This window comes from Dyella sp. 01L423 (genome assembly GCF_056399945.1).
Window position 1 is genome coordinate 440755 of sequence record NZ_JBFTSI010000005.1, and the last position, 23995, is coordinate 464749.

Annotated in this window: 18 protein-coding genes; 12 read left to right on the top strand and 6 right to left on the bottom strand. The window is 64.6% G+C overall.

What is annotated here, in order from left to right; genetic code table 11:
- The first annotated feature begins 18 nt into the window (after positions 1–18).
- The 7 genes from AC1DMY_RS16130 to AC1DMY_RS16160 all read left to right on the top strand — a co-directional run bounded on the left by AC1DMY_RS16130 (position 19) and on the right by AC1DMY_RS16160 (position 9019).
- Positions 19–999, top strand: a complete 981-nt coding sequence (locus AC1DMY_RS16130) for an AAA family ATPase (protein ID WP_477165930.1) — start codon at positions 19–21, stop codon at positions 997–999.
- Between the two features lie 16 nt (positions 1000–1015).
- Positions 1016–1966, top strand: coding sequence for a DUF58 domain-containing protein (locus AC1DMY_RS16135; RefSeq protein ID WP_477165931.1), 951 nt, complete (start codon positions 1016–1018; stop codon positions 1964–1966).
- A gap of 3 nt (positions 1967–1969) precedes the next feature.
- Complete coding sequence (locus AC1DMY_RS16140; protein WP_477165932.1) at positions 1970–2470, top strand: DUF4381 domain-containing protein; 501 nt, start codon at positions 1970–1972, stop codon at positions 2468–2470.
- Positions 2457–3476 carry a vWA domain-containing protein gene (locus AC1DMY_RS16145; protein WP_477165933.1) on the top strand — a complete coding sequence of 340 codons (1020 nt, stop codon included), beginning with the start codon at positions 2457–2459 and terminating at the stop codon, positions 3474–3476. The genes AC1DMY_RS16140 and AC1DMY_RS16145 overlap by 14 nt, the downstream gene beginning before the upstream one ends.
- Position 3477: 1 nt before the next feature.
- Positions 3478–5097 (top strand): vWA domain-containing protein, encoded by a 1620-nt coding sequence (locus AC1DMY_RS16150; RefSeq protein WP_477165934.1) that lies wholly within the window; start codon positions 3478–3480, stop codon positions 5095–5097.
- Positions 5094–6434: a BatD family protein gene (locus AC1DMY_RS16155; protein WP_477165935.1), complete on the top strand. Its 1341-nt coding sequence runs from the start codon at positions 5094–5096 to the stop codon at positions 6432–6434. The genes AC1DMY_RS16150 and AC1DMY_RS16155 overlap by 4 nt, the downstream gene beginning before the upstream one ends.
- 197 nt (positions 6435–6631) lie before the next feature.
- Positions 6632–9019 carry a tetratricopeptide repeat protein gene (locus tag AC1DMY_RS16160; RefSeq protein WP_477165936.1) on the top strand — a complete coding sequence of 796 codons (2388 nt, stop codon included), beginning with the start codon at positions 6632–6634 and terminating at the stop codon, positions 9017–9019.
- A gap of 61 nt (positions 9020–9080) precedes the next feature.
- Here AC1DMY_RS16160 and AC1DMY_RS16165 read toward each other — a convergent pair whose 3' ends face one another.
- On the bottom strand, positions 9081–9458 hold the full coding sequence (locus AC1DMY_RS16165) for a DoxX family protein (protein ID WP_477165937.1): 378 nt from the start codon (positions 9456–9458) through the stop codon (positions 9081–9083).
- Between the two features lie 163 nt (positions 9459–9621).
- Entirely contained in the window at positions 9622–10434 is an 813-nt protein-coding gene (locus tag AC1DMY_RS16170) for an SDR family NAD(P)-dependent oxidoreductase (RefSeq protein WP_477165938.1), read from the bottom strand.
- A gap of 333 nt (positions 10435–10767) precedes the next feature.
- Here AC1DMY_RS16170 and AC1DMY_RS16175 point away from each other — a divergent pair, with 333 nt between their 5' ends.
- Positions 10768–11388: a hypothetical protein gene (locus AC1DMY_RS16175; RefSeq protein WP_477165939.1), complete on the top strand. Its 621-nt coding sequence runs from the start codon at positions 10768–10770 to the stop codon at positions 11386–11388.
- Between the two features lie 799 nt (positions 11389–12187).
- On the opposite strand, the gene AC1DMY_RS16180 is transcribed toward AC1DMY_RS16175, so the two are convergent.
- Genes AC1DMY_RS16180 through AC1DMY_RS16195 form a run of 4 tightly spaced genes read right to left on the bottom strand, consistent with a single transcriptional unit; the run spans position 12188 to position 17145 of the window.
- Complete coding sequence (locus AC1DMY_RS16180) at positions 12188–13399, bottom strand: AGE family epimerase/isomerase (protein ID WP_477165940.1); 1212 nt, start codon at positions 13397–13399, stop codon at positions 12188–12190.
- The gene (locus tag AC1DMY_RS16185) at positions 13396–14379 is read right to left on the bottom strand and encodes a carbohydrate kinase family protein (protein WP_477165941.1); all 984 of its coding nucleotides are present in this window, start codon (positions 14377–14379) and stop codon (positions 13396–13398) included. The genes AC1DMY_RS16180 and AC1DMY_RS16185 overlap by 4 nt, the downstream gene beginning before the upstream one ends.
- Before the next feature lie 4 nt (positions 14380–14383).
- Entirely contained in the window at positions 14384–16081 is a 1698-nt protein-coding gene (locus AC1DMY_RS16190; protein ID WP_477165942.1) for a sugar MFS transporter, read from the bottom strand.
- Positions 16082–16095: 14 nt separating this feature from the next.
- Entirely contained in the window at positions 16096–17145 is a 1050-nt protein-coding gene (locus tag AC1DMY_RS16195; RefSeq protein WP_477165943.1) for a LacI family DNA-binding transcriptional regulator, read from the bottom strand.
- 157 nt (positions 17146–17302) lie between these two features.
- Here AC1DMY_RS16195 and AC1DMY_RS16200 point away from each other — a divergent pair, with 157 nt between their 5' ends.
- The 4 genes from AC1DMY_RS16200 to AC1DMY_RS16215 all read left to right on the top strand — a co-directional run bounded on the left by AC1DMY_RS16200 (position 17303) and on the right by AC1DMY_RS16215 (position 23647).
- Positions 17303–19672 carry a GH92 family glycosyl hydrolase gene (locus tag AC1DMY_RS16200; protein WP_477165944.1) on the top strand — a complete coding sequence of 790 codons (2370 nt, stop codon included), beginning with the start codon at positions 17303–17305 and terminating at the stop codon, positions 19670–19672.
- 120 nt (positions 19673–19792) lie between these two features.
- On the top strand, positions 19793–21589 hold the full coding sequence (locus AC1DMY_RS16205; protein ID WP_477165950.1) for a sensor histidine kinase: 1797 nt from the start codon (positions 19793–19795) through the stop codon (positions 21587–21589).
- Positions 21586–22029 carry a response regulator gene (locus AC1DMY_RS16210; protein WP_046972442.1) on the top strand — a complete coding sequence of 148 codons (444 nt, stop codon included), beginning with the start codon at positions 21586–21588 and terminating at the stop codon, positions 22027–22029. Before AC1DMY_RS16205 ends, AC1DMY_RS16210 begins: the two co-directional genes overlap by 4 nt.
- Positions 22030–22063: 34 nt before the next feature.
- Positions 22064–23647 carry a two-component system sensor histidine kinase NtrB gene (locus AC1DMY_RS16215; RefSeq protein ID WP_477165945.1) on the top strand — a complete coding sequence of 528 codons (1584 nt, stop codon included), beginning with the start codon at positions 22064–22066 and terminating at the stop codon, positions 23645–23647.
- The last annotated feature ends 348 nt before the right edge of the window (positions 23648–23995 follow it).

Sequence of the window (23995 nt, forward strand, 5' to 3'; positions counted from 1 at the left end):
GACGGAGAGCAAGTGGACATGAATGCGAAAGAGGCCGTTGCCAGCCTGCAGGCGCAGATGGAAACCTCCATCATCGGACAGCGCGACTTGATCCGGCAGATGATCGTAGGTCTGCTGGCGAATGGCCATCTGCTGCTCGAAAGCCTGCCAGGCCTGGCCAAGACGCGCGCGGTGAAAAGCATGGCGAAGAACCTCGATACCGAGATGCGCCGCATCCAGTTCACGCCTGATCTACTGCCTTCGGACATCACCGGTACCGAAGTGCTGCACCAGAAGGATGGCCAGAACGTATTCCAGTTTCAGCCGGGGCCCATCTTCGGCAACGTCATTCTTGCCGACGAGATCAACCGTGCGCCGGCCAAGGTGCAGGCCGCACTGCTCGAGGCCATGGAGGAGCGCCAGATAACCGTCGCGGGAACGACTCACAAAATGCCGGACCTGTTCATCGTGATGGCCACGCAAAATCCCATCGAGCAGGAAGGAACGTATCCGCTGCCCGAGGCGCAGCTCGACCGCTTCCTGATGAAGGTCCTGGTGGACTATCCCGATAAGGACAGTGAGATCAGCGTGCTTGAACTGGTGCGCAGCGAGGAGGTGGGTGCGTCCCATGGTGCGGGTGCGGAACAGGACTCGCGTATCGCACCGGCCAGCGTGTTCGAAGCGCGCGGCGAGATCCATGCCATGCATGTGGCGCCGGCCATCGAGCAGTACATCATGGCCCTGGTCGATGCCACGCGTCATCCGGCCAACTACGACAAGACTTTGGCCACATGGATCCAGATTGGCTCCAGTCCGCGGGGTGGCATCGCGCTGGAGCGGACCTCGCGCGTGCATGCGTGGCTGGAAGGGCGCGACCATGTCACGCCCGACGACGTGCGCGCGATGGTGCATCCCGTGCTGCGCCATCGCCTGATGCTTTCCTATGACGCCAGCGCCGAAGGCATCCATGCCGATCAGGTGATCGACAAGATTCTGGAGCTGGTGGCCGTGCCGGCCTGAGCGGGAGATCGGTGCGATGGCAGCGGTATCGGATAGCGACATTGGTACGGTCTACGTCACGCCTTCGTACCTGGCGCGGATGGAATACGATGCGCGCCGCCTGCGAGCCACGCCGCACCGCCCGCATCACAGCATTCTTGCGGGCAGGCATGCATCGCGCCTGCGCGGACGCGGCCTCAATTTCGAGGAGATCCGCGCCTACGTGCCGGGCGATGATCTTCGCCATCTGGACTGGAAGGCGTCTTCTCGCGTCGGTCATGCCCTGGTGCGCTCGTACACGGAGGAACGGGACCGCCCCGCGCTGTTCGTGGTGGACCAGCGCATCTCGATGTTCTACGGCACGCGCCGTGCTATGAAATCGGTGGTGGCGACGGAGCTAGCGGCACTGGGCGCGTGGATGTCGTTCCAGGCCGGCGACCGTGCCGGCGCGGTGGTGTTCGATGACAACCGTATCCAAAGCATCCGCGCCCATCGCAGTCGAGCGCGCGTGCTCGCGATGCTTGGCGCGCTGGCGCGAAGCAACCAGGCCTTGCGTGCGGATGATCCGGTGCGCATCAATCCCGGGCAGCTGGATGCCGCGCTGCGTGCGGCACTGCATCTGGCGACGCACGATTACCTGGTCTTCATCGTCAGCGATTTCCTGGGTGCGGACGAAGAAACGCTGCAGCTGATCCGCGAACTGGCCACGCACAATGACGTCGTTGCCGCCCTGGTGTTCGATCCTTCCGCCCGCGCCATACCGGATCGCGGCAAGATCGTCGTCACCGAGGGTGAGCTGCAGGTGGAGCTGGATTTCGACCGCAAGACGGTTCGTGAGCCGCTCAGTGCCATGTTCGACCAGCGCCTGCAGGAAACCGTGGAACTGGTGCAGCGTTGCGGCGTACCCATGCTCGCCATCGATACCGAACAACCCACGCTGCTGCAGGTTGCGCGCATGCTTGGGCGCTTCGCCTTGCGTGGGAGGTAGGCCGTGCTGTCACTTCCCGACAAGCCGATGGCTTCGATCGCCGATCTCAAGGACATTCCCGCGCCGCCGCCGGTGTCCTATATGCCGCAGACGGCGGGATGTTGGGTGGTTGGCGGGCTGATCGCGCTTGGCTTGCTGTGGTATGCGTTCTTTCGTTGGCGCAAGTGGCGGCGCAATCGCTATCGGCGCGAAGCGCAGGCTGAGCTGGATGCCATCGGGCGCGCGGCGAACGACGCGACCACGCGCCAGGAGGCATTGGCCGCGCTTCCCGTGTTGGTCAAGCGCACGGTGCTGTCCTGGGCGCCACGGCAAGAGGTGGCGCCGCTCAGCGGCGAAGCGTGGCTGCGTTATCTCGATCGCACGTATCCGAAGGGTGGCTTCGTGCAAGGCCCGGGGCGTCAGCTCGATGCACTGGCTTACGGGACGGGCGAGATCGGCAAGGAAGATCTCAATGCCTTGCTGGCGCTGCTGCACCACTGGATCGACGACCATGTGGCAGCTTGAGCATCCCTGGCTACTTCTGTTACTGCCCTTGCCGCTCTTGGTGTGGTGGCTGTTGCCGCCGTACGGCGAACGCACGCGCGCTGTGCGCGTGCCGTTCTTCGACGAACTGACCAAGGCGACGGGGCAGACGCCTGCGCGCGGAGCCGTGGTGTTGCGTGGCAACTGGTTGCGCCGCGTGCTGGCCCCGTTGTGCTGGGCGCTGGTGGTATTGGCCCTGGCCGGGCCGCAGCATCTGGAGCCGCCGATCGAACGTACGGAATCGGCGCGCGACCTGCTGCTGGCGATCGATCTGTCCGGCTCCATGGCCACGCCTGACTTCCTTGATGCGCAGGGACAGCGCATCGATCGCCTTAGTGCTGTGAAGGGCGTGGTCGATGATTTCATCGCGCATCGCACCACCGATCGCATCGGCCTGATCGTGTTCGGCACCAATGCGTTTCCGCAGGCGCCGTTGTCGCTTGACCATGTGGCCGTGCGCGAGTTGCTCGACGAGCTGCGCGTGGGCATGGCCGGCGAACAGACGGCCATCGGCGATGCCATCGGTGTGGCCGTGAAGATGACCGAGCATTCCGCGCAGCGCGAACGGGTGCTGATCCTGCTGACGGACGGCAACGATACGGCGGGCCGCATTCCCGCGGACAAGGCCGCCGAGATCGCCAAGGCCGGCCATATCGTGATCCACACCATAGGCATCGGCGATCCGACGGCCAAAGGCGAGAATCGCGTGGATCTGGACGCGCTCCAGCGTATTGCCAGCGCCACGGGCGGGCGCAGTTTTCGCGGCGAAAACCGCGAACAGCTGGCCGGCATCTATGCGCTGCTCGACCGCGTGACACCAAGCAAGGTGAAGCATTCGGTCTACCGACCGAAGGTCAAGCTCTACTACGTACCGCTGGGCGCAGCGCTGCTGTTGATGATCGCCTATCACCTGGTGATGCTCGGCGTGTTTGCACCGCTGGCACGCCGCCGCGACATGTCCCCGTCGCCCGGTACGTCGGAGAGCTGAGATGGAACAGGGTTTTCATTTCATCCGACCGCTATGGCTGCTGTTGCTGCCGGTAGGGCCGTTGCTGCTGTGGTGGTGGGGCCGTCGCAACGATCCGCTGCAGCGCTGGAAAGGCATGATTGCGCCGCATCTGCTGGCGCATCTGGTGGTGGGCGATAGCGAGCGCTGGCGTCCCCGTCCCATTCATCTGGTCTGCGCGGTGCTCCTGCTGGGCAGCATCGCCTGCGCAGGACCAACGTGGGAGCTGGAGTCGCCGCCGTTCGCGGAGGACCGCGCGCCGCTGGTCGTCGCGATGGATCTTTCGGCGGCAATGAACGCGATGGATGTCTCGCCCACGCGGCTGGAGCGCGCCAAACAGAAAGTACGCGACCTGATGGCCCTGCGCGTGGGCGGTCGCACCGGCCTTATCGTCTACACCAGTTCGGCGCACATGGTGTTGCCGCCAACCGACGATGCGGCACTGATGGAGATGTTTCTCTCGGCATTGAGCACCGACTTGCTGCCTGCAGGCAGGGGACTCAACGCAGGCGCTGCGCTCACGCTGGCCGACAAGCTGCTCAACGCGGAGAGCGATCCGGGCACCATCGTGTTCTTCACCAGTGGTTTCGACGACGCGCAGATCCCGGCATTCGTGGCGCATCGGCAGCATTCGCGGCAACAGGTTTTGATGCTGGCTGTGGGCACCACCGCGGGCGGGCCGTTGCGGGGACCCAATGGCCGGATCCAGACCGGCGCGGATGGCGCGCCCATCGACGCCAAGCTCGACGATGAAGCGCTGCAGCGACTCTCTACGCAGGCGCATATTCCATTGGCCAGCGTCACCTCAGGCGGGGAGGACATGCAATGGGTGCAACGCGAAGCGGTGCATCACTTGCAGATCGTCAAGGACAAGTCGACCGTGCACTGGAAGGAGTACGGCTACTTCCTTTGCTATCCCCTGGTGCTGATCGCACTGTTCTGGTTCCGGCGTGGCTGGATGGTGCGCTGGGTGTTCGTGCTCGCCTTCTTCGGGTTCGCGATGCATCCCTCGTCGGCGATGGCGGCGGACTGGCACGTGGCCGACTGGTTCTTTACGCCCGATCAGCAAGGCCGCTGGTACTACGAGCATCGCGACTTCGAGAAGGCGGCGCAGCATTTCCAGAATCCCACTTGGAAGGGCTGGGCGCTGTACCAGCACGGTCGCTGGGACGATGCGCGCAAGATTTTCGAGACGTTGCCGGGGGCAGACGCGAAGTTCATGACCGGCAACAGCTATGCCCACCAGTTCGAGTATGAGGAAGCCAGGCAAGCCTATGACGAGGCGTTGCGCATGCGTCATCCCTTCCCTGATGCCGAAGCCAATCTGCGCCTGATGGTGACGCTGATCAAGCAGCGCGAAAGCGTGCCTGCCGAAGATCAGGACGACGAGAGTCGTCCCGACCAGGTCAAGCAGGACAAGGAGGGCGCCAAGGGCAAAGGCAACATGCAGGTGATGGGCAAGCGTCCCTCGCAACTGCCCGCCGATGTGTGGATGCGCAACCTGAGCGTGTCGCCTGCCGATTTCCTTCGCAGCAAATTCAGCATCGAAGACGGCCAGCCGGCGCCGGCGCCCGCCAGCAGCGCAGCGGGTACGCCACCATGAAATGGCTGATGGCATGCCTGCTGTGTTTGAGCGTGGTGGCCGCCTATGCCGACGAGCCAGTTGCACCAACGCCGTCTCCGCCTATGCGGGTGCGCGTACACCAGGAGCCGGCAGGTACCCTGATGCAGGGCGAGACGGCTCGCATCGTGGTGGATGTACTGACCTCGGATTTCTTCATTGACGCACCCGTGCTGCCGGAGCTGCACATCGACGGCGCGTATCTGTCCTTGTCGGCCGAGACCCCAGGGCATCTGGTGGAGACCATCGACGGCCAGACGTGGTCGGGTGTCTCGCGCACCTATCTGATGACGCCGCTGATGTCGGGCACCGTGGCGATACCATCGTTCGAGATCACCGCCCATCTTGGCGCGCAACGAACGCCTGTTGCCTTGCAGACCCAGCCGCTATCGCTGCAGGTGCGTGCACTGGCGCTCCCTGCCGGCGTCACCGAGGCACTGATCGCCCGTTCGCTGAAGATCACCCAGACCATCACGCCAGACGATAGCGGGCTGCATGTCGGCGACACGCTGACGCGCCGCATCGAAATGTCCGCCGAAGGCGCCCCGGCGATGATGTTGCCGCCCATCACGTTCGCGCCGGTGGACGGGTTGAGCTTGTACCCGGCCTCACCGGCGGTGCGCGATGCAGTGGACAACCACGGCGGATTCGTCGGCGGCACTCGCGTGGATACGGCCAGCTACGTGATCGATCATCGCGGCCGCTACACCTTGCCGCCGGTCACCGTGCGCTGGATGGACAGCCGCACGCACGAGTGGCGCCAGAGCACCGTTCCCGCCGTGCATTTCCATGCCTGGTGGGGAACGGCGAACAAGCCGCGATTTGCGTTGCCGCAGCGCGGCTTCATGCCTCGCCTGATCGGATGGTTCTCCAGCGATGCGGGGTTGGCGATACTGACGCTTGCCGTGTTGGTGGCACTCGCCTGGTACTTCCGGGCGTGGTGTGTGCGGCAATGGCAGCGGTGGAAGGCGTGGCGATTCCAATGGCGCCATCGTGAAGCCGTCGCGTTCCGCGCCGTCCGCCGTTGCCGCGACGAGACCTCAGCGGCCGCGCTGGCGCAAACCATCGACGCATGGGTGCGGCGAGCCGCCGATGATGGCGCACCCGACAGCATCGACGGCTGGGTGGCGCGCTACGGCGATGCCGCGCTGCGCGATCACTGGAATGCCCTGCAGGATTCGCTGTATGGCGGCAACGGCACTCCCTGGTCCGCCAGACTGCTGGTCGATGCACTCGCCGCCGCGAGGCATCAGTGGAAGCGCAGCCGCTGGCGCTGGCGACAACAACCGGCCTTGCCGCCGCTCAATCCCTCCGCATGAAGCGCGCCGCGCATTCACGGCGTCATCGCACACACCGGCTACCATGCCCGCGCGGCTGTTGAAACATAGCGCCACGGGAAGAGGCGCATACATTCGTACACGCTTGGGGAGAGGGCATGGGGCGTTCCAGGAAGAGCCATGGCAAGCGCTCTGGCAAAGGCGCATCCTCGCGTCCCGCCGCACCCGCAAGCGAGCCCATGTCGACCCAAGAGCGTCGTGGGCTCTGGTGGCTTCCACTCGGTGTGGCCGTGCTGGTGCTGGTGGTACTTGGCATCTGGTGGCTGCGCGTACCGGCACCGGGCGTGGCCACGACGCCGGTGGCTTCCGTGGCTACGGCCCCCACGCCGCCTGCCGCCGCGTCGCCGCCCGCCCACTATGTAGGCACGCAGGCCTGTGCGTCATGCCATGCGAAGGAGACGCAGGCCTGGCAGTCGTCCCATCACGCACTGGCCATGCAGGTGGCCAACGAGCAGACCATCGAAGGCCATTTCGAAGGCACGCTCAAGCAGGACGGCGCTGTCGCCGGTTTCTCCAGGCGCGGCAACGCCTATCTGGTCAAGACCGATAGCCCCGACGGCAAGCCCGCCGAGTTCGAGGTGAAGTACACCTTTGGCGTCTATCCTCTGCAGCAGTATCTCGTCGAGTTTCCCGACGGCCGTTTGCAGGCGCTGCGTGCGTCATGGGATGCGCGGCCTGCATCTGAAGGCGGCCAGCGTTGGTTCAACCTGTATCCCGGCGAACACATCGATGCGCACGACAGCTTGCACTGGACGCGCCTGAACCAGAACTGGAACTACATGTGCGCCGACTGCCATTCCACGAATGTGCAGCGCAACTATGACCTGGCAAGCAATACCTTCAAGACCAGTTGGAACGAGATCAACGTGGCCTGCGAAGCTTGCCATGGTCCAGGCTCGCGCCATGTCGAATGGTCGAAGGCGGGGCAGGCGGCACAGCATGCCGATCCATCCATGGGCCTGACCATCGCGCTCGACGAGCGCAAGGGCGTGCGCTGGATTTCCAATCCGGCCAGCGGCAACCCGGCGCGCAGCACGCCGCTGGCGACGCATCGCGAAGTGGAAACCTGCGCGGTCTGCCATTCGCGCCGCAGCATCATCGCCAAGGACACCGCGCCCACCGGTCGGCTGATGGACACGCACGATCCCGTGCTGCTGGCCGAAGGCCGCTATCACGCCGACGGTCAGCAATTGGACGAGGTATATGTGTACGCCTCCTTCCTGCAGAGCCGCATGTACGCCAAGGGCGTGACGTGCAGCGACTGCCACGATCCCCACACGGGCAAGACGCGCGCGCAGGGCAATGCCTTGTGCGAGAGCTGCCATACGCCGGCTGTGTACGACACCGCCGCGCACCACATGCACAAGCAGGGCACTGCGGGTTCGCAATGCGTGGCCTGCCACATGCCGTCGAAGAACTACATGGTGATCAATGCACGCCCGGATCATTCCATCCGAGTGCCGAGGCCGGATCTCACCGTGCAATACGGCGTGCCCAATGCCTGCGCCAACTGCCACGCCGACAAGGGTGCGCCGTGGGCCGCCGATGCGATCGCCAAGGCGCACGGTCCCGAGCGCAAGGGCTACCAGCATTTCGTCGAGGCACTGGATGCCGCGCGCCGCGGCAAGCCCGGCGCGTCATCTTTGCTGACCACGTTGGCCGCCGATGCCAGCTCACCCATGATTGCGCGCGCCACCGCGGTCAACGAACTTCGTCGTTACGCCAGTCCCGATGCATTGCCTGCGATCCAGGCGGCGTTGGACGATGCCGATCCGCTGATGCGCGCCGCTGCGCTCGATGCCTTGCTGGCCTTCCCCGCGCAGGTACGCGGACCACTGGCCGTGCCCCTGGCCGACGATGCGGTGCTCGATGTTCGCGTCAAAGCCGGTCGCGTGCTCGCCGGCGTGCCCGATGCGCAGCTCGATGCCAGCCGGCGCGGCGCACGTGATCGCGCGTTTGCCACGTATCAGCAGGCCCAGGCGGCGATTGCCGACCGTCCGGAGTCGCACTACAACCTTGGCGTCGTTTACGTTGAGCGTGGCGACACGGCCGCAGCGGAGCAGGCATTCCGCCAGGCGCTGAAACTGCAGCCGGATTTTGTGCCGGCCTACGTCAACCTCGCCGATATGTACCGCAACAACGGCCACGAGGCGCAGGCGGAAAGCGTCATCGACGAAGGTTTGCGCGCCTTGCCCGGCAACGCCAATCTCCTGCACGCCAAGGGCTTGTCGCTGATCCGGCAGAACGAGACGAAAGAGGCCATGCCATGGCTCGAACGCGCCCATCGCGCCGAACCTGGCAACGCGCGCTTTGCCTACGTTTATGGCGTTGCCTTGAATTCCGCAGGTAAGAACGAACAGGCACGCACGCTGTGGGAGGAAGGCCTGCGCGCATCACCCTACGATGCGTCGCTGTTGTTTGCGCTGGCCGGTGCGGAGCGAGATGCAGGCCATGCCGACAAGGCCCGCGAGTATGCCGAACGCCTGGTGGCCGTGGCCCCGCGTTCGCGCGAGGCGCACGAACTGCTGCAAAGCCTGGGCGGCGACAACACGCCCGTGTTCCATTGATCGAGCCAGGTGCGCCCTGGCGCGCAGCTTCGCGCCAGGGAAAATCGACCCATGGGCCAGCTTATCGCTTGTCCAGCGAGTACTTCCCGGGGCCGGCTATGACCAGCAACAGCAATCCACCGGCGATGCTCACGTTCTTGTAGAAATTGATCATCGTGCCGATGCGTTCGGGATCGACCATATGCCAGAACTGGTGGCCGATCACCGCGGCAGCCAGCGTATAGAGACCCAACAGCAAGGCCAGCGGCCGCGTGTAGAAACCCACCACGATAGCCAGGCCCACGACAAACTCCATGATCACCGCGATGCCGGCCGTGGCCGCTGGCATGGGAACGCCAACGGAGCCCATGTAAGCGACGGTCGCGGAAAAGCTCTCGATCTTGTTCCATCCGAAGATAACAAACAGAACCATCAGCAAAAGGCGGGCAAGCAGAAGCATGCCGTCCCTGCTGTCTGCCAGTAACGTATATCGCATGGTCGTTCTCCCATGACTCTACGCAAGGCATGCGGGTAAGAGGCCCGCGTGGATCGCACCAACGCGCGGTACGGTCGAGCACACTATAAGCCTGCGCGCGTGCAATGGCGTAGCCAGTGTTCTCAGTTCAGGCGTCTTCGGGGATATCGCTCTTGTAGCGATCGGCGGCCACGTCGCGCGACAGTTCAGGAGCCATGCGCCGGCGCGCCTCGTCATAGCGCTTCCATTCTTCGATATCCGGCAGCGAAGGAATCGTCACCACTTCGCCCTGGTCGTAGCCGGAAAGCGCGGCGTCCACCATTTCATCGACTTCCATGATCATGTGCGCGGGAATGGCAGCGAGGCCGCCGGCCTGGCTCCAGATCTCCGTGCGCGTCACGCCGGGCAGCACACATTGCACGCGGATGCCGCGTTCGGCCACTTCCTTGTGCAGCGCGATCGTGTAAGTCAGCACATAACTCTTGCTTGCCGCATAGGCGCCGCCGAACAGCTCGGGCGCAATGGCCAGTGCCGATGCGATATTGATGATGCTGCCGCGGCCGCGCGTCAGCAGACGTGGCAGCACAGCCGCAACCAGCCGCGAGGGCGCGGTGACGTTGAGCTCGATCATGGCCTGCACGACATCAGGCGACGTCTGCGCCAGCACCGATCCGCCGCCGCTGCCTGCATTGTTCACCAGGATGCCGATGGCCGCGTCGTCGCGCAGGCGCTGTTCGACTCTGGCCAACTCAGCGTGCGAGGTAAGGTTCGCCGCCAATACGTCCACTTTCACGTGATATTCACGGGAAAGCCGCGCGGCGAGTTCTTCCAGGCGCTCAGTACGGCGCGCCACCAGCACGAGCGGATGGCCGCGCTGTGCGAAACGGTCGGCATAGGTGGCGCCGATGCCGCTGGAGGCGCCGGTGATGAGAACGGTATCGAGCGGTTCGGCGACGGACATGAGGGATGACTCCGCAAGCGAGGGTTACGCCATCGCAGTGGGTTAACGCCGCGACGCATGCCAACAAGCTTGCTCCCGACGGACGGGTCTGTCACGCCTCCATCAGGGAGGCACGAGCGGTAAAAGTACGTAGCGCTCTTGGGTGGTTTTACGCTCGTGGGCCGCGGCGTCCTGACCGAACATGATCGGGCGAGGAGATGCCCGTCACGCCCGCGTGAAACGTCATCACGCCGCCTGCCTGCGAGCCCTCCGCGAACCATGGCCTGCGCAATGCGTCTGCCCGCTCACGCACCACCCGCCATCCGGCGATCGACACCCAAAGGAGACAAGCTCATGAAGACATTCCAGCATTCCACGGCATGCTTGCTGGTCGCGGCGATGGCGATCTCGGCGCCGATGTATGCGTCGGCACAGCAGGCTGCATCCGAATCTGCGGTCAATTCCACCGTGCACGAGCTGGGTCGTGAGGACAAGACGATCACGGCAACGGTCGTCTCCGTGGATCAGGAAAAGCGCCTGGTTACCTTGAAAGGCCCCAAAGGCAAAGAAGTCACGGTGCAGGCCGGCCCCGATGTGCAGAATCTCGACAAACTCAAGGCTGGCGATCAAGTGACGGCGCACTATCAGGCCGCCGTGGCCTTGCAGGTGATGTCCGCCGAAAGCGCCCAGCCAGGCGTGGACTACTCGGCAGGCCAGTCTTCCGCACCCAAGGGCAGCGAGCCCGGCGCCAAGGCCAGTCAGAGCGTCACGGTGACGAGCCGGCTGACCGCGGTAGACCTGAAGCACCACACCATCACAGTAGCCGGTCCGGACGGAAAGAGCCGCACGATCGAAGTGAAGGATCCTGAGCGCCAAGCGCAAATGAAGAAGCTCAAAGTGGGCGACATGATGGTCGTCACTTATGTCGAGGCGTTGGCGTTGACGGTGACGCCGAAGGGGAAGGCGGCGAAGTAGGAGGGGGCTTGAGGGGGCCGCGTGGCGGCCCTTTCTTGCTGGGTATATTTGCGTTGCTGGCGTTGTTCGTGATGGCGGGCGCAGATCGGGTTCTTGCTTGGCATCCCGATGAACGCGGCTGTTTTTTTTGCTGTCATCCCGGCGCAGGCCGGAGGCGCTTCTCAACAGCCGAATGGCTGGTCTCCAGTGACTTTGCGCTTGGTTGCGTGCGACAGGCGATTGGGCTACACCGCAACGCGCCACAGCGAAGAGGGCTTAAAGCGGGGCCTCGCTGCGCATCGGCTTTAGGCATCGCTCCATCCGCGTGCCGCGCCGGCTTGTCTGTGGGAGCGCACCCTGTGCGCGACTGCCACGCCGGGGTGTACCGCTCCGTAGGTTTGTCGCGCACAGGGTGCGCTCCCACAAAGAGCCGACCGGCAACATCGATCCGCCATCCACGGGTCAGCGCGACCCCTTGTAGGAGCGCACTTGTGCGCGACCGCAGCGCCTGGATGTACCGCTCCTAGGCTGGTCGCGCACAAGTGCGCTCCTACAGAAATGCCCGGTAGCACCGGGTGTTGCGCGGCTCTTGATGTGGCTCTTGACCCCCGGGGGCCCTTCTCTCAAGAGAAAGTGACCCGGCCTTCCCAAAGAGGGGACTAGCTTCGCGTCGCCGGCAGGAGGACGGAAGCCCGCGGCAGGCGAGCCTGCCGGCGAAAGCACGGCAACCAGAAACCGAGGCGCTGGATGACCAGCTTCGCTGTTGAGAAGCGCTTCTGGCCTACGCCGGAATGACGAGCAAGTCGAAAACCAAGCTCCCTTACGGAACCCCACCCTCACGCACCAACGCCATCACCTCATAGCAAGCACCCATGGTGTGATAGTCAGTCTTCCCGGCAGGACTCTTCTCGTCATCCACCTTGTGATTGTCACGAGTGAGGATGCGAAACCACGCCCCATACCGGTGATCGACGAAATACTTCCACGAATACGCCCACAGCTTCTCGTACCACGCGTCGTATTCGGCGAGCCCCGTGCGTGCATGCAGCAGCGCGGCGGCGGCGAGCGATTCGGCCTGGACCCAGAAATACTTGTCGTCGTCACAGACCTTGCCGTCGGGCGCAAAGCCGTAGGCCATGCCGCCGAACTCGTTGTCCCACGATCGAGCGAGCGCCGTGTCGAACAGGTGCTTGGCAGTGGGTACCAGCCAGTCTTTCTCGATGCCGCGTTCGAGCAGCAGCGGTTCCATGATCAGCAGCAGCTTCGCCCATTCGGTTTGATGGCCGGGCTGGAAACCCCACGGGCGGAACAGGTGCTTGGGATTGTCGAGGTGGTACTTCCAGTCGACGTTCCAGTTCACGTCGTAGTGTTCCCACACCAGGCCATCGGCCTTGGCGGCCTGGCGGCGCGTCATGTTGTCCGCAAGCTGCAGCGCGCGTTCCAGGTAGCGGGGTTCGTCGCTGGCCTGGTAGGCGGCGAGCATCGCCTCGCACATGTGCATATTGGCATTCTGGCCGCGATAGTCGGTGAACTGCCACTGGTCGTTCGCCTCGTCACGATAGAGGCCCGCTTCCGCATCCCAGTAACGCTGCTCGAGCAGTTCCCACGTCTCGTCCATCCACGCTTCGGCCTCGTGCACACCGGCCTTCTTCGCGGTCGAGTAGGCGAGCAGTACAAACGCTACGCCGTACGCGTGGTACATGGTGTCTTCTGGCTTGCCGTCGCGGATGGTCCACGCGTAGCCGCCCGTCGCCGGGTTGCGGTGCACCTCGCGCAAGTAGCGCAGGCCGTGATGCACGGCATCGAGATATTCGGGATTGCCGAACTCGTTGTACGCCATCGCGTAGTTGAAGACGAAGCGCGTGCTGCTCACCAGGTGACGATGGCTGCGGTCGTAGATCGTGCCGTCGTCCTTGTAGTAGTGGAAAAAACCACCGGCGGGGTCGATCGCATGAGGGTGGTAGAACGCCATCGTGGTGGCGATGTGTTCGCGCAGAAACGCCTCGCTGCGGAAATCAGGCGTCGTGGTCATGCGTACGTCTCCATGAAGTTGAGCACTTCGGCTTCATCGGGAATGGCCGAGAACGAACCCTGGCGCGTCACGGTGAGTGCGCCACAGGCCGCTGCGAAGCGCAGGGCTGCATGCAGGCGGGGCAGTTCGCTGATCAGGTGATCAATGCGGTCGTCGCTGTGTTCGAGCTTGGCCAGCTGATAGAGCAGGCCGCCGACGAAGGCGTCGCCCGCAGCCGTCGTATCCACCGCGGGCACGGCATACACCGGCAGCTCGCCTTCCGCATCGGGATGGAACCAACGCAGTGCCTTCGAACCATCGGTGATGATGACCAGGCGCGTGCGTCCTTCCCACATTTTTTCCAGCGTGGCTTCTTCGCCGTCGACGGCGAGCCAGGCGAACTCCTCGGCGCTCAGCTTCACCACGTCGGCCAGATGCAGTGCCGGCCACAACAGCGGACGCGGCTCCACATCGCGCGGCCACAGCGCCGGGCGCAGATTCAGGTCGAAGCTCACCAGTGCGCCGGCGTCGTGCGCGCGGCGCATGCCTTCGCGCGTGGTCTCGGCCAGCGCCGCATCGGTCATGCTGTTGGAGCAGACATGGAAGACAGCGGTTCCCTGGAAACATTCCGCATGGAAATGCGCGGGACGGAACAACAGGTCAGCCGAGGGCGGGCGATAAAAGCTGAAACTGCGTTCGCCGTGGGCATCCAGCGACACGAACGCAAGCGCGGTGTTCGCTTCATCGGTGCGCGCGACGCCATCGGTGTTCACGCCGAACCGGTGCAGGCTGGCCAGCAGAAAATCACCGAACATGTCTTTGCCGAGCATGCCGGCAAACGCCGCATCGCCGCCCAAACGGGCGACGGCGACGGCCACGTTCGCCGGCGCGCCGCCGGCATAGGGCACAAAACTGCGGGGGAAGCCGGCTTCATCGCCGCCTTCACTGTGGAAATCGATCAGCGCTTCGCCGAAACAGAGGATGGTGCGTGACATCGACAAAGACTCAATGTTGGGGAACAACGGGATCGCGAACCAGCGAACCGCGCAGACCGTAGAACACGATGTAGCCGTAGCAGAGCAACGGCAGGATGAAAGCGTGCTGGATGCCCATATGGTCGGCCAGGACGCCCTGCGCCAGCGGCAGCAGCGCGCCGCCGACGATGGCCATGATCAGCAGGCTCGAGGCCTTGCCGGTCAGCGGACCCATGCGCTCGATGCCGAGCGCAAAAATGGTCGGGAACATGATCGAGTTGAACAGGCCGATCGCGATCACGCTGACCATCGCCACGTCGCCATGGGTGAGCATGGTGGTGAGCACCAGCAGGCCCGCGACAGCGGCGAACACCGCGAGCAGCTTGCGCGGATTGACGATCACCAGCAGGGCCGAGCCGGCCAGGCGTCCGACCATCGCGCCGCCCCAGTACAGCGACACGTAGTGCGCTGCCTGCAGTTCGCTCATGTGGCCGATCTCGGGCAGCGACAGGTAGTTCACCAGGAAGCTGCCGATGGACACTTCCGCACCCACATAGAAAAAGATCGCCAGTACGCCGAACAGCACATGGCTGTGGCGCAGCGCGTCCATCAGCGTGTGATGGGTGGTGTCGGCCGCTTCGGTCGACTCGGTCAGCGGCGGCAGTCGGAACAGCCACACGACCAGCGCCAGCACCAGCAAGGCGCAACCGAGTCCCAGATACGGCTTCTGCACGAGCTCCGCCTGCTTCTGGCGATAGCCGGCCAGCTGCTGCGCGGTTTCAGGCGTCAGGCTTGCGCGCACCTTGGCGAACTGGGCATCGCCGCTCGCATCGAGATGCGACGAAGCGAGCTTGTCCAGCGCCTGGGCAAGATTGGCCGACGGCAAAGCTGCAAGCTGCTGCGGCGACAGCGCGGAAAGCGTGGCCAGCAACGGCGCGCCAGCAAGGCGGTCCAGTGCATGCGGCAACTGATCCTGCGGAAGCTGCGCGATGCTTGCGGCCACGTCGGTCGCGGGCAGGCGATCGAGCGCTGTCGCGGCGGCATCGTTCAACGCGGCCACCAGGCGTTCCGGCGGCGCCTGACGCATCGCCTCAACCGCCTGCGCGGGCGGCGCATCGTTGAGCGTCTGCACCAGCTGCACGGTCTCCGGCGCCTTGCGCACGGCGTCGGGCACGGTGAAGGCCACGGCGGAAAGAATCAGCAAACCACCAAACCACGGACCCAGCGTGGTGCCCAGCGAATTCATCGCCTGCGCCAGCGTGAGGCGGCTGGAGCTGGTGCGTTCCGGACCCAGCAGCGCAACGTAAGCATTCGCTGCGACCTGCAATACCGTGATGCCGGTGGCCAGCACGAACAGCGCTGCGAGGAAGGCCGCATACGAGTGCAGCAGCGCCGCCGGCCAGAAGCCGAACGCGCCCACGGCAGCAATCGTCAGGCCAGCCACGATGCCTTTCTTGTAACCAAGCGCAGCGACCAGGCGCCCCGCCGGCAGCGACATCAGGAAGTACGCGCCGAAAAAGGTGAACTGCACCAGCATCGCCTGGGCGTAGTTCAGCTCGAACACGGTCTTGAGATGCGGGATCAGGATGTCGTTGAGGACGGTCAGGAAACCCCACATGAAGAAAATCGTGGTGGTCACCGCCATCGCCATCGGATAGTCGGTGTAGCGCGTCGAACCGGTGGTCGACGACGACGTCGCCGACTGGATAGGTGGTGCTGCGAAGGCCATGCGGAATCCGTGGGTCAGGAAAGAGGACAGCTGCTTTCGCGCACGACCAGTTCCACCGGCGCGATGATGGTGCCCGAAGGCGCCTGCGGATCGCGCAGGCGAGCGAGTAGCATGTCGGCCGCCTGCCGTCCGCGTGCGCGCGGGGCGGTGGACAGCGTGGTGAGCGAAGGCATGCTCATCGAGGCTTCGGCGATGTCGTCGAAGCCGGTCACGGCGAAATCGCGGCCCGCCTGCCGGCCATGCTGGTGCAGGCCGAGCATCAGGCCCAGCGCCACGGCGTCGTTGTAGCAGACCGCGGCCGTGGGAGCGGAGCCCGGGCCTTCGAACAAGGCACCTGCAGCGCGCGCGGCGTCCATGCGCGTGGGCGTGCTCTGCACGCGCCAGTGCGAATCAATCGGAAGACCGGCCGCGTTCATCGCCTGCGTGTAGCCGGCATGGCGTTCGCGGGTGGAGCTGGCATGGTCATGGCCGCCGAAGAAGGCGATATGGCGATGGCCCTGCGCGATCAGATGTTCAGTGGCCTGGCGGGCGCCGCGCTCGTTGTCGAGCATCAGGCGATCCCAGTGCGCGTATTCCGGCAGCTCGCCGCCCAGCTCGCGGTTGAACAGCACCACGGGCGTATGCGTGCCCACCGCGGCGAGTACCTTGCGCGCTTCGCTGTCCTCGGCGGGCGACAGGATGATGCCGCCCGGTCCGTGTTCGATCAGCGAACCGAGCACGGCATGTTCGCGCTCGGCCGAATCGCCGGAGCTGCCGAGCAGGGTCACGAACCCCGCCGTACCCAGCGCATCGTCGACGCCTGCGGCGAACTCGGCGAAGAACGGATTCGCAAGTTCATTGATGACCAGGGCCACGCTCGACGACGTACGCCGGCGTAGGTTGGCCGCGGCCCGGTTATAGACGTATCCCTGACGCCGCAGTTCTTCCTCGACCCGTGCCCGGGTAACCTTGTTCACGAGGGGACTGCCACGCAGCACCAGGGAAACCGTGGCGCGGGATACACCGCAGCCGGCTGCGATGTCGTTGAGTGTGATCTTTCTACCGACCGGGGTCTGGCTTTCCATCGCAGGCCTGGGTTGATTGGAACGATCCAAAGGTACCTGCCTCCGCGTACGAACGGAACCGATTTCGATGGCGCGACGCAGCATGCAACGATGCCTGCAGAGATGTTAGCGTCAGGCGAAATTAGAACGATTCAAATCCACTCTTTCGGGGAATTCTATGCGTAATTCGCGTTTCCGTGCATGGCTGCCCACTTTGCTGGCCGCGGCGGTCTCGATTTCCCTCGCCGCGCCGGCCTGTGTGCGGGCTGCCGAGGGGCACTCGACCGATGTGGACCCCCGCATCGGCACCGGTGGCGACGGGCATACCTTCCCTGGCGCCACGGTGCCGTTCGGCATGATCCAGCTGTCCCCGGACTCGGCCATGCCCGACTTCAAGCACGCCTATAAGTGGGCGGCCGGCTACCAGTACGGCGACAGCAGCCTGCTCGGTTTCTCCCACACCCACTTCTCCGGCTCGGGCCATTCGGACCTGGGCGACGTCCTGGTGATGCCGATTGCCGGCGACGTGCGCCTGGAGCAGGGCGACCCGGCCAAGCCCGGCAGCGGCTATCGCTCCCGCTTCAGCCATGACACGGAAGTGGTGCAGGCAGGTTATTACGCGGTAACGCTCAGCGACTACGGCGTGCGCGCCGAGCTGACTGCCGGCCGCCGCATCGGCTGGCACCGCTACACCTTCCCGACCGGCAAGCCGGCGCACCTTCTGCTGGATCTGCGCCCGAGCATCTACGACTACGACGGCAAAGTGCTGTGGGCCAGCCTGCGTGTGCACGACGACGGCACGGTCACCGGCTGCCGCACCACGCGCGGCTGGGCGCCGGGTCGCGAGCTTTGCTTCGCCATGCGCTTCTCGCAGCCGCTGCAGGCACGCACGCTGTACAACCGCGAGACCGACATTCCCTACAAGGGTTTCAAAGGTCCGGGTTATCAGCCGGAAGACCACGATGCGCAGAGCGGCCGCGCGCTGGTGGGCGTGTTCGACTTCGGCGCGCTCAAGCAGCCGCTGGGCGTGAAGGTGGCCATTTCGCCGGTGAGCGAAGCCAATGCCATCGCCAACCTGGATGCCGAAGGGCAGGGCTGGGATTTCGATGCGCGCCGCGCCGAAGCTCGCGGCCAGTGGGACAAGGCACTCGCCTCGATCGACGTGGAGGGCAGCAAGGATCAGCGCGTAGGTTTTTACACTTCGCTGTATCACGCACTGCTGTCGCCTACGCTCAGCATGGACGTCAATGGCCAGTTCCGCGGCGCGGACAACGCTGTGCACCAGGCCGTCGACAAGAACGGCAAGTTCGAATTCCACTCCACCTGGTCGCTGTGGGACGTCTACCGCGCCCAGCAGCCGTTGATGGCGTTGCTGATGCCCGAGCGCAGCACCGATTTCATCCGCTCGCTGATCGCCTCGCGCGAAACCAGCCCGTTCGGCATCCTGCCGGTGTGGGCGTACCAGGGCCTGGAGACGTGGTGCATGATCGGCTACCACGCCGTGCCGGTGATCGCCGACGCTTATGTGAAGGGCGTGCGCGGCTTCGACGCCGATGCGGCGCTGAAGGCGATGGTGGCCAGCGCCACCTATGCACCCTACGGCGATCTGGGCGACTACATGAAGCTCGGCTACGTACCCATCGACAAGGAGCCGGAAGCGGCCTCCAAGACGCTGGAATACGCCTATGACGACTGGTCGCTGGCGCAGATGGCCAAGGCGATGGGGCGCAAGGAGATTGCCGCCACCTTCGACAAGCGCGCCGGCAACTGGCGCAATGCCTACGATCCCAAGACCGGCTTCATGCGCGCACGCAAGACGGACGGCAGCTTCCGCGAACCCTTCAATCCGGATGCGGCCGGCTACGGCAGCGACTACACCGAAGGCAACGCCTGGCAGTACTCCTGGTATGTGCCGCAGGACGTGGCGGCGCTGATCAAGGCGATGGGCGGCGATGACAAGTTCGTCAGCAAGCTCGACAGCGTGTTCGAAGCCAAGGTCGACAAGTCGCACTTCGCCAACGTCGAGGACATCACCGGCCTGATCGGCTGGTACGCCCACGGCAACGAGCCCAGCCATCACCTGGCCTATCTCTACGACTACGCCGGCGCGCCGTGGCAGACGCAGAAGCGCCTCAAGCAGATCATGGACAGCCAGTACGCCACCCGCCCGGATGGCCTGGCCGGCAATGACGACCTGGGCCAGATGTCGGCCTGGTACATCTTCACGGCGCTGGGCTTCTACCCGGTGACGCCGGCCAGCGACGAGTACGCCATCGGCCGGCCGTTCGTGAGCAGCGCCACCTTGCACCTGTCCAATGGCAAGACCTTCAAGGTCACCGCCGAGCCGCTGGATGACGCCCATCCCTACGTCGGCGCGGTCACCCTCAACGGCAAACCGCTCGACCGGGTGTTCCTGCGCCACGCTGAAATCGTTGCCGGCGGCGAGCTGCACTTCACCATGCAGGCCGAGCCGAACCGGGCCTGGGGGCAGGCTGTGAGCGCCCGTCCGGCCTCGATGAGCGTGTCCAAGACCGAGGCTTCCAGGTAACTCCGACTAAAGTGTCGGCAAAACGCCACTTTAAGAGGTGGCGTTCTCTGGGGTGATTCTGCAACCATGCCTGACATGTTGCGCTCATCCTGGAAACTGGCGTCGACGTTGCGACCGGCCATGAAAGACCGCGTCGCCCTGCGCTGGCGCCTGGGCGGCCTGCTGGCGGCCGTGCTGGTGATCGTGGCCTTGCCCTACGTGGTCACCCGCAGCGGTGCCAGCGAGGCCATCCTCGCCAATGAGCGCGTCACCCACTCCAGTGAGGTGAAGTCGCTTACCTATCGCATCGCCTATGTCACCCGGGACAGCGAGGCGGCCATTTACCGCCTGATCCATGGCGATGCGGACGCGACGGTACGCATGCGTGCCGAGCGGGCCGCCCATGAAACGCCCGGCCTGCTGCAACAGTTGCGCGACATGACGCGCGACAGCCCGGACCAGCAGGCCCTGATCGGCTCGCTCAGTTCCACCGTGAGCGGTCGCCTCGCCTTGAGCGGGCAGGCCATCATGCGGCACGACCATGGCGACGAAGCCGGCGCATCTGACGCCATGCGCGACTCCGGCACCTTGTTCAAGATGGACGATCTGATCGACGGCATCGTGCGCAACGAGAACACCACGTTGCTCAGCCGTCGCGATGCGGCCAGCCGCGAATCGTTCAACAGCGCGTTGGCCTTGACCATCACGGCGATCGCGCAGGTGCTGCTGCTGACCATCGTGGTCATCGTGTCCGAACGCCAGATCAGCCGCCGCCTGCGCGCCGAAGTGCGCGAAGGCCAGGCGGTACAGCGTTCGCAACTGATCGTGCAGGCCGTGCGCGAACCCATCGCCTTGCTCGATGCCAGCCTCGGCACGCTGCTGGTGAATGCGGCCTTTGGCGAGCTCTACGGCCTGCCGCCCGATTTCCGGCAATCGCTGCCGCTGACCGATATCGGCGACGGCGCCTGGACCGACGGCGCGCTGCTGCAACGCCTCAACGACGTGCTGCTGCTGGACCGCGAGTTGTGGGATTACGAACTCATCCAGCGCACCGTCGACGGCGTGGACCGCCACGTGGTGATCAATGCCCGTCGCCTTGAACAGGACAACGGCGGCGATCCGGTGCTGCTGCTCACCTTGAGCGACGTCACCGCGCGCGCCCTGGTCGAGCAGCAGGTGAAGGAACTCAATCGGCAGCTCGAAGGCAAGATCGAACAGGTGTCCGATGTGAACCGCGAGCTGGAAGCCTTCAGCTATTCGGTGTCGCACGACTTGCGCGCGCCGCTGCGTCATATCAGCGGCTTCGCCGGCAAGTTGCAGCAGCATCTGGGCGACGCCGCGGACGAGCGCTCGCGCCATTACATCGAAGTGATCAACGACGCCGCCAAGCGCATGGCGCTGCTGATCGAGGACCTGCTGGTGTTCTCGCGCCTGGGTCGCGGCGCCTTGCGCCTGCAGCCGGTGGACATGCAGTCGCTGGCGGACGAGGCGCGTGCCTTGGCCGAAACGGATGCGCATGGCCGCCATATCGTCTGGTCGATCGCGCCGCTGCCGATCGTGATCGGCGACGAGAACATGTTGCGCACGGTGTGGCAGAACCTGCTGGGCAATGCGGTGAAGTACACCGGCAAATGCGAGGTGGCACGTATCGACGTGGACGTGCAGCGCCACCGCGACGGCAGCTACGAATTCGTGGTGAGCGACAACGGCGCCGGTTTCGACATGCAATACGCGGGTAAACTGTTCGGCGTGTTCCAGCGCCTGCATCGGGCCTCGGAATTCCCGGGCAACGGCATCGGCCTGGCCAATGTGCGTCGCATCGTCACGCGACACGGCGGACGCGTCTGGGCCGATGCCCAGCCAGGGCAGGGCGCGCGTTTCCACTTCACGCTGCCGTCTTCGGACCTCGCAGAAAGCTTCGCGCAGAGGCGCCAATGAACCACGACCTCCGTACCATCCTGCTCGTCGAGGACAGTCTCGCCGACGCTGAAATGGCTTTGGACGCGCTTGCCGGTGCCCATCTGGCCAATCCCGTGGTGCACGTCGAAGACGGCGTGGACTGCCTGGACTATCTTTATTGCCGCGGCGAATGGGCCGGGCGTGAACCGACCGATCCGGCCGTGGTGCTGCTGGACATCAAGATGCCGCGCATGAGCGGCCTTGAAGTGCTCACGCAGTTGCGTGCCGATGATCGATTCCGCCGCGTGCCGGTGGTGATTCTGTCATCGTCGCGGGAGGAGAGTGATCTGGCGCGCAGCTGGGATATCGGCGCGAACGCGTACGTGATCAAGCCGGTGGATGTGGACCAGTTTTTTGAAGCGGTGCGAACCGTGGGGCAGTTCTGGGCAGTGCTCAATCAGGCACCTGACCATATCTGAAGGCAAAAGCTAGGGGTGTTCCACGACGGGGTGGTTGACAGTGGATAGGCAGCAGTGGGCGTTACCCCGAATCCGTGTACTGCAGATCGAGGATAGCCAGCTCGATGCGGAGCTTGTGTTGTCCGAGCTGGACGCCGATCACATCGAATACGACGTGACCCTGGTGGACGCCGAGCGCGAGTATCTTTCGGCGCTGGAGGATTTCCAGCCGGATATCGTACTGTCCGATTTGAGCATGCCGGGCTTCTCCGGCCAGCGCGCGCTCGACATCCTGCGCGAACGCGACCAGGACCTGCCTTTCATCTTCGTCTCCGCCACCTTGGGCGAAGAAGCGGCGATTGAAGCGCTGCGCAACGGCGCGACCGATTACATCCTCAAACAGAATCCTGCGCGACTGGCCTCGGCCGTGCGCCGCGCGATGCGCGAGGCCGAGGCGCAGCGTGCACGTCGACGCGCGGAAACCGAGCTGATCCGCGCGCAGCGCTTCGAGAGCCTGGCGATGCTGGCGGGCGGCCTGAGCCACGACCTGCGCAACTTGCTGCAGCCCTTGTTGCTCGCTGGCGACAGCCTGCAGGACTACCAGGACGATCCGCGGCTGGCGCGCTTGGGGCGCCTGGTGCGCGATTGCGGCAAGCGCGGCCTGGACATGGTGCATTCCATGCTCTCCTTTGCGCGCGGTGCGCGCCGCGCCGAGCAAGTGCGCGTGGGCGCGCTGCTCGAAGCACTCGGCCTGCTGCTGCAAGGCAGCGTGCCACGCAACGTGACGCTGGAACTGGATGCCTACGATCCCGATCTGAGCTTCGACGGCAATCACACCGAATTGCAGCAGTGCCTGCTCAACCTCAGCCTCAACGCCCTGCAGGCCATGCCCGAGGGCGGCAAGCTGCGTATCTGTACGTCGCTGGCCACGCTGCCGGAACATTTCTTCCAGCCCGGCGAGGAAAGCCGCGAAGGCAACTACGTATGCCTCAGCGTGATCGATACCGGCACGGGCATGGACGATAACGCGTTGCTGCATCTGTTCGAGCCGTTCTACACCACCAAGGAAAGCGGTACCGGCCTGGGCCTGGTCTCATGCAAGCGCATCATCACCGCGCACGGCGGCGTGATGCGCGTGGAAAGCGTGCTGGGCGAGGGCACCAGCTTCCATATGCATATCCCGCTGATGCAGCAGCCGGCCGATGTGGTGGGCGAACAGGAAACGGCGAACCTGCAGGGCGAAGCCGAGCGCGTGCTGGTAGTGGTGGAAGAGGCCGGCCAACTCTCGCTGCTGGTGGATACGCTGGACTCGTGGGGTTATCAGGCGCATGCAAGCCAGAGCGGTACGGCTGCCTTGCAGTGGCTGGAGGCGCAGGGCGTGCCCGACCTCGTTGTGCTCGATGCGGACATGAATCTTTTCACCGGCGTGCGCACGCTGGCGGCCTTGTTCGATCATGGCTATCGCGGTGCGGTGCTATTGCTCGCGCGCCCTGATGCGCCGCCGGATATGGATGAGTTGCCGGTGATGGAGCATTTGTATCTGGTCGACAAACCGGTCTCGACGTTGCGGTTGTTGAAGACGGTCAGGGATGCGTTGGAGGAGAGTACTGGTGGGGATGGGCCGCAGGGGCCGGTGTGAGGTGGGCCTTTGGGGGGCAGGGGTCGTCGCTCCCTCTGTCCTTCGGGGAGAGGATTGGGGCGAGGGGCCAACTTAGCCTCAACGTGTGGCGGTGACGCTGTCCTCTTTTTGATCGTCATTCCTGCGAAGGCAGGAGGCGCTTTTCAACAGCCGAAGGCTGGTCATCCAGTGACTGTGCGCTCGGTTGTCGCGCTATCGCAATCTGGCTCGCCTGCCGCGGGCTTCCGTCCTCCTGCCGGAGGCCGGGTCACTTTTCTTTGCTTGCCCACGCACGCGCAGGAGCGCGTGTGAACGGCGAAGCCGGCCCGAAGGGCGGAGGGCAGGATGCCCGGAGTAAAGAAAAGTAAC

Bases quoted from the DNA above. Each gene is read 5' to 3' on its own strand.
- AC1DMY_RS16195 (WP_477165943.1), bottom strand. From the start codon at position 17,145: ATGGAAAGCCAGACCCCGGTCGGTAGAAAGATCACACTCAACGACATC.
- AC1DMY_RS16175 (WP_477165939.1), top strand. From the start codon at position 10,768: ATGAAGACATTCCAGCATTCCACGGCATGCTTGCTGGTCGCGGCGATG.
- AC1DMY_RS16170 (WP_477165938.1), bottom strand. From the start codon at position 10,434: ATGTCCGTCGCCGAACCGCTCGATACCGTTCTCATCACCGGCGCCTCC.
- AC1DMY_RS16180 (WP_477165940.1), bottom strand. From the start codon at position 13,399: ATGACCACGACGCCTGATTTCCGCAGCGAGGCGTTTCTGCGCGAACAC.
- AC1DMY_RS16150 (WP_477165934.1), top strand. From the start codon at position 3,478: ATGGAACAGGGTTTTCATTTCATCCGACCGCTATGGCTGCTGTTGCTG.
- AC1DMY_RS16210 (WP_046972442.1), top strand. From the start codon at position 21,586: ATGAACCACGACCTCCGTACCATCCTGCTCGTCGAGGACAGTCTCGCC.
- AC1DMY_RS16160 (WP_477165936.1), top strand. From the start codon at position 6,632: ATGTCGACCCAAGAGCGTCGTGGGCTCTGGTGGCTTCCACTCGGTGTG.
- AC1DMY_RS16165 (WP_477165937.1), bottom strand. From the start codon at position 9,458: ATGCTTCTGCTTGCCCGCCTTTTGCTGATGGTTCTGTTTGTTATCTTC.
- AC1DMY_RS16145 (WP_477165933.1), top strand. From the start codon at position 2,457: ATGTGGCAGCTTGAGCATCCCTGGCTACTTCTGTTACTGCCCTTGCCG.
- AC1DMY_RS16200 (WP_477165944.1), top strand. From the start codon at position 17,303: ATGCGTAATTCGCGTTTCCGTGCATGGCTGCCCACTTTGCTGGCCGCG.
- AC1DMY_RS16130 (WP_477165930.1), top strand. From the start codon at position 19: ATGAATGCGAAAGAGGCCGTTGCCAGCCTGCAGGCGCAGATGGAAACC.
- AC1DMY_RS16190 (WP_477165942.1), bottom strand. From the start codon at position 16,081: ATGGCCTTCGCAGCACCACCTATCCAGTCGGCGACGTCGTCGTCGACC.
- AC1DMY_RS16155 (WP_477165935.1), top strand. From the start codon at position 5,094: ATGAAATGGCTGATGGCATGCCTGCTGTGTTTGAGCGTGGTGGCCGCC.
- AC1DMY_RS16135 (WP_477165931.1), top strand. From the start codon at position 1,016: ATGGCAGCGGTATCGGATAGCGACATTGGTACGGTCTACGTCACGCCT.
- AC1DMY_RS16205 (WP_477165950.1), top strand. From the start codon at position 19,793: ATGAAAGACCGCGTCGCCCTGCGCTGGCGCCTGGGCGGCCTGCTGGCG.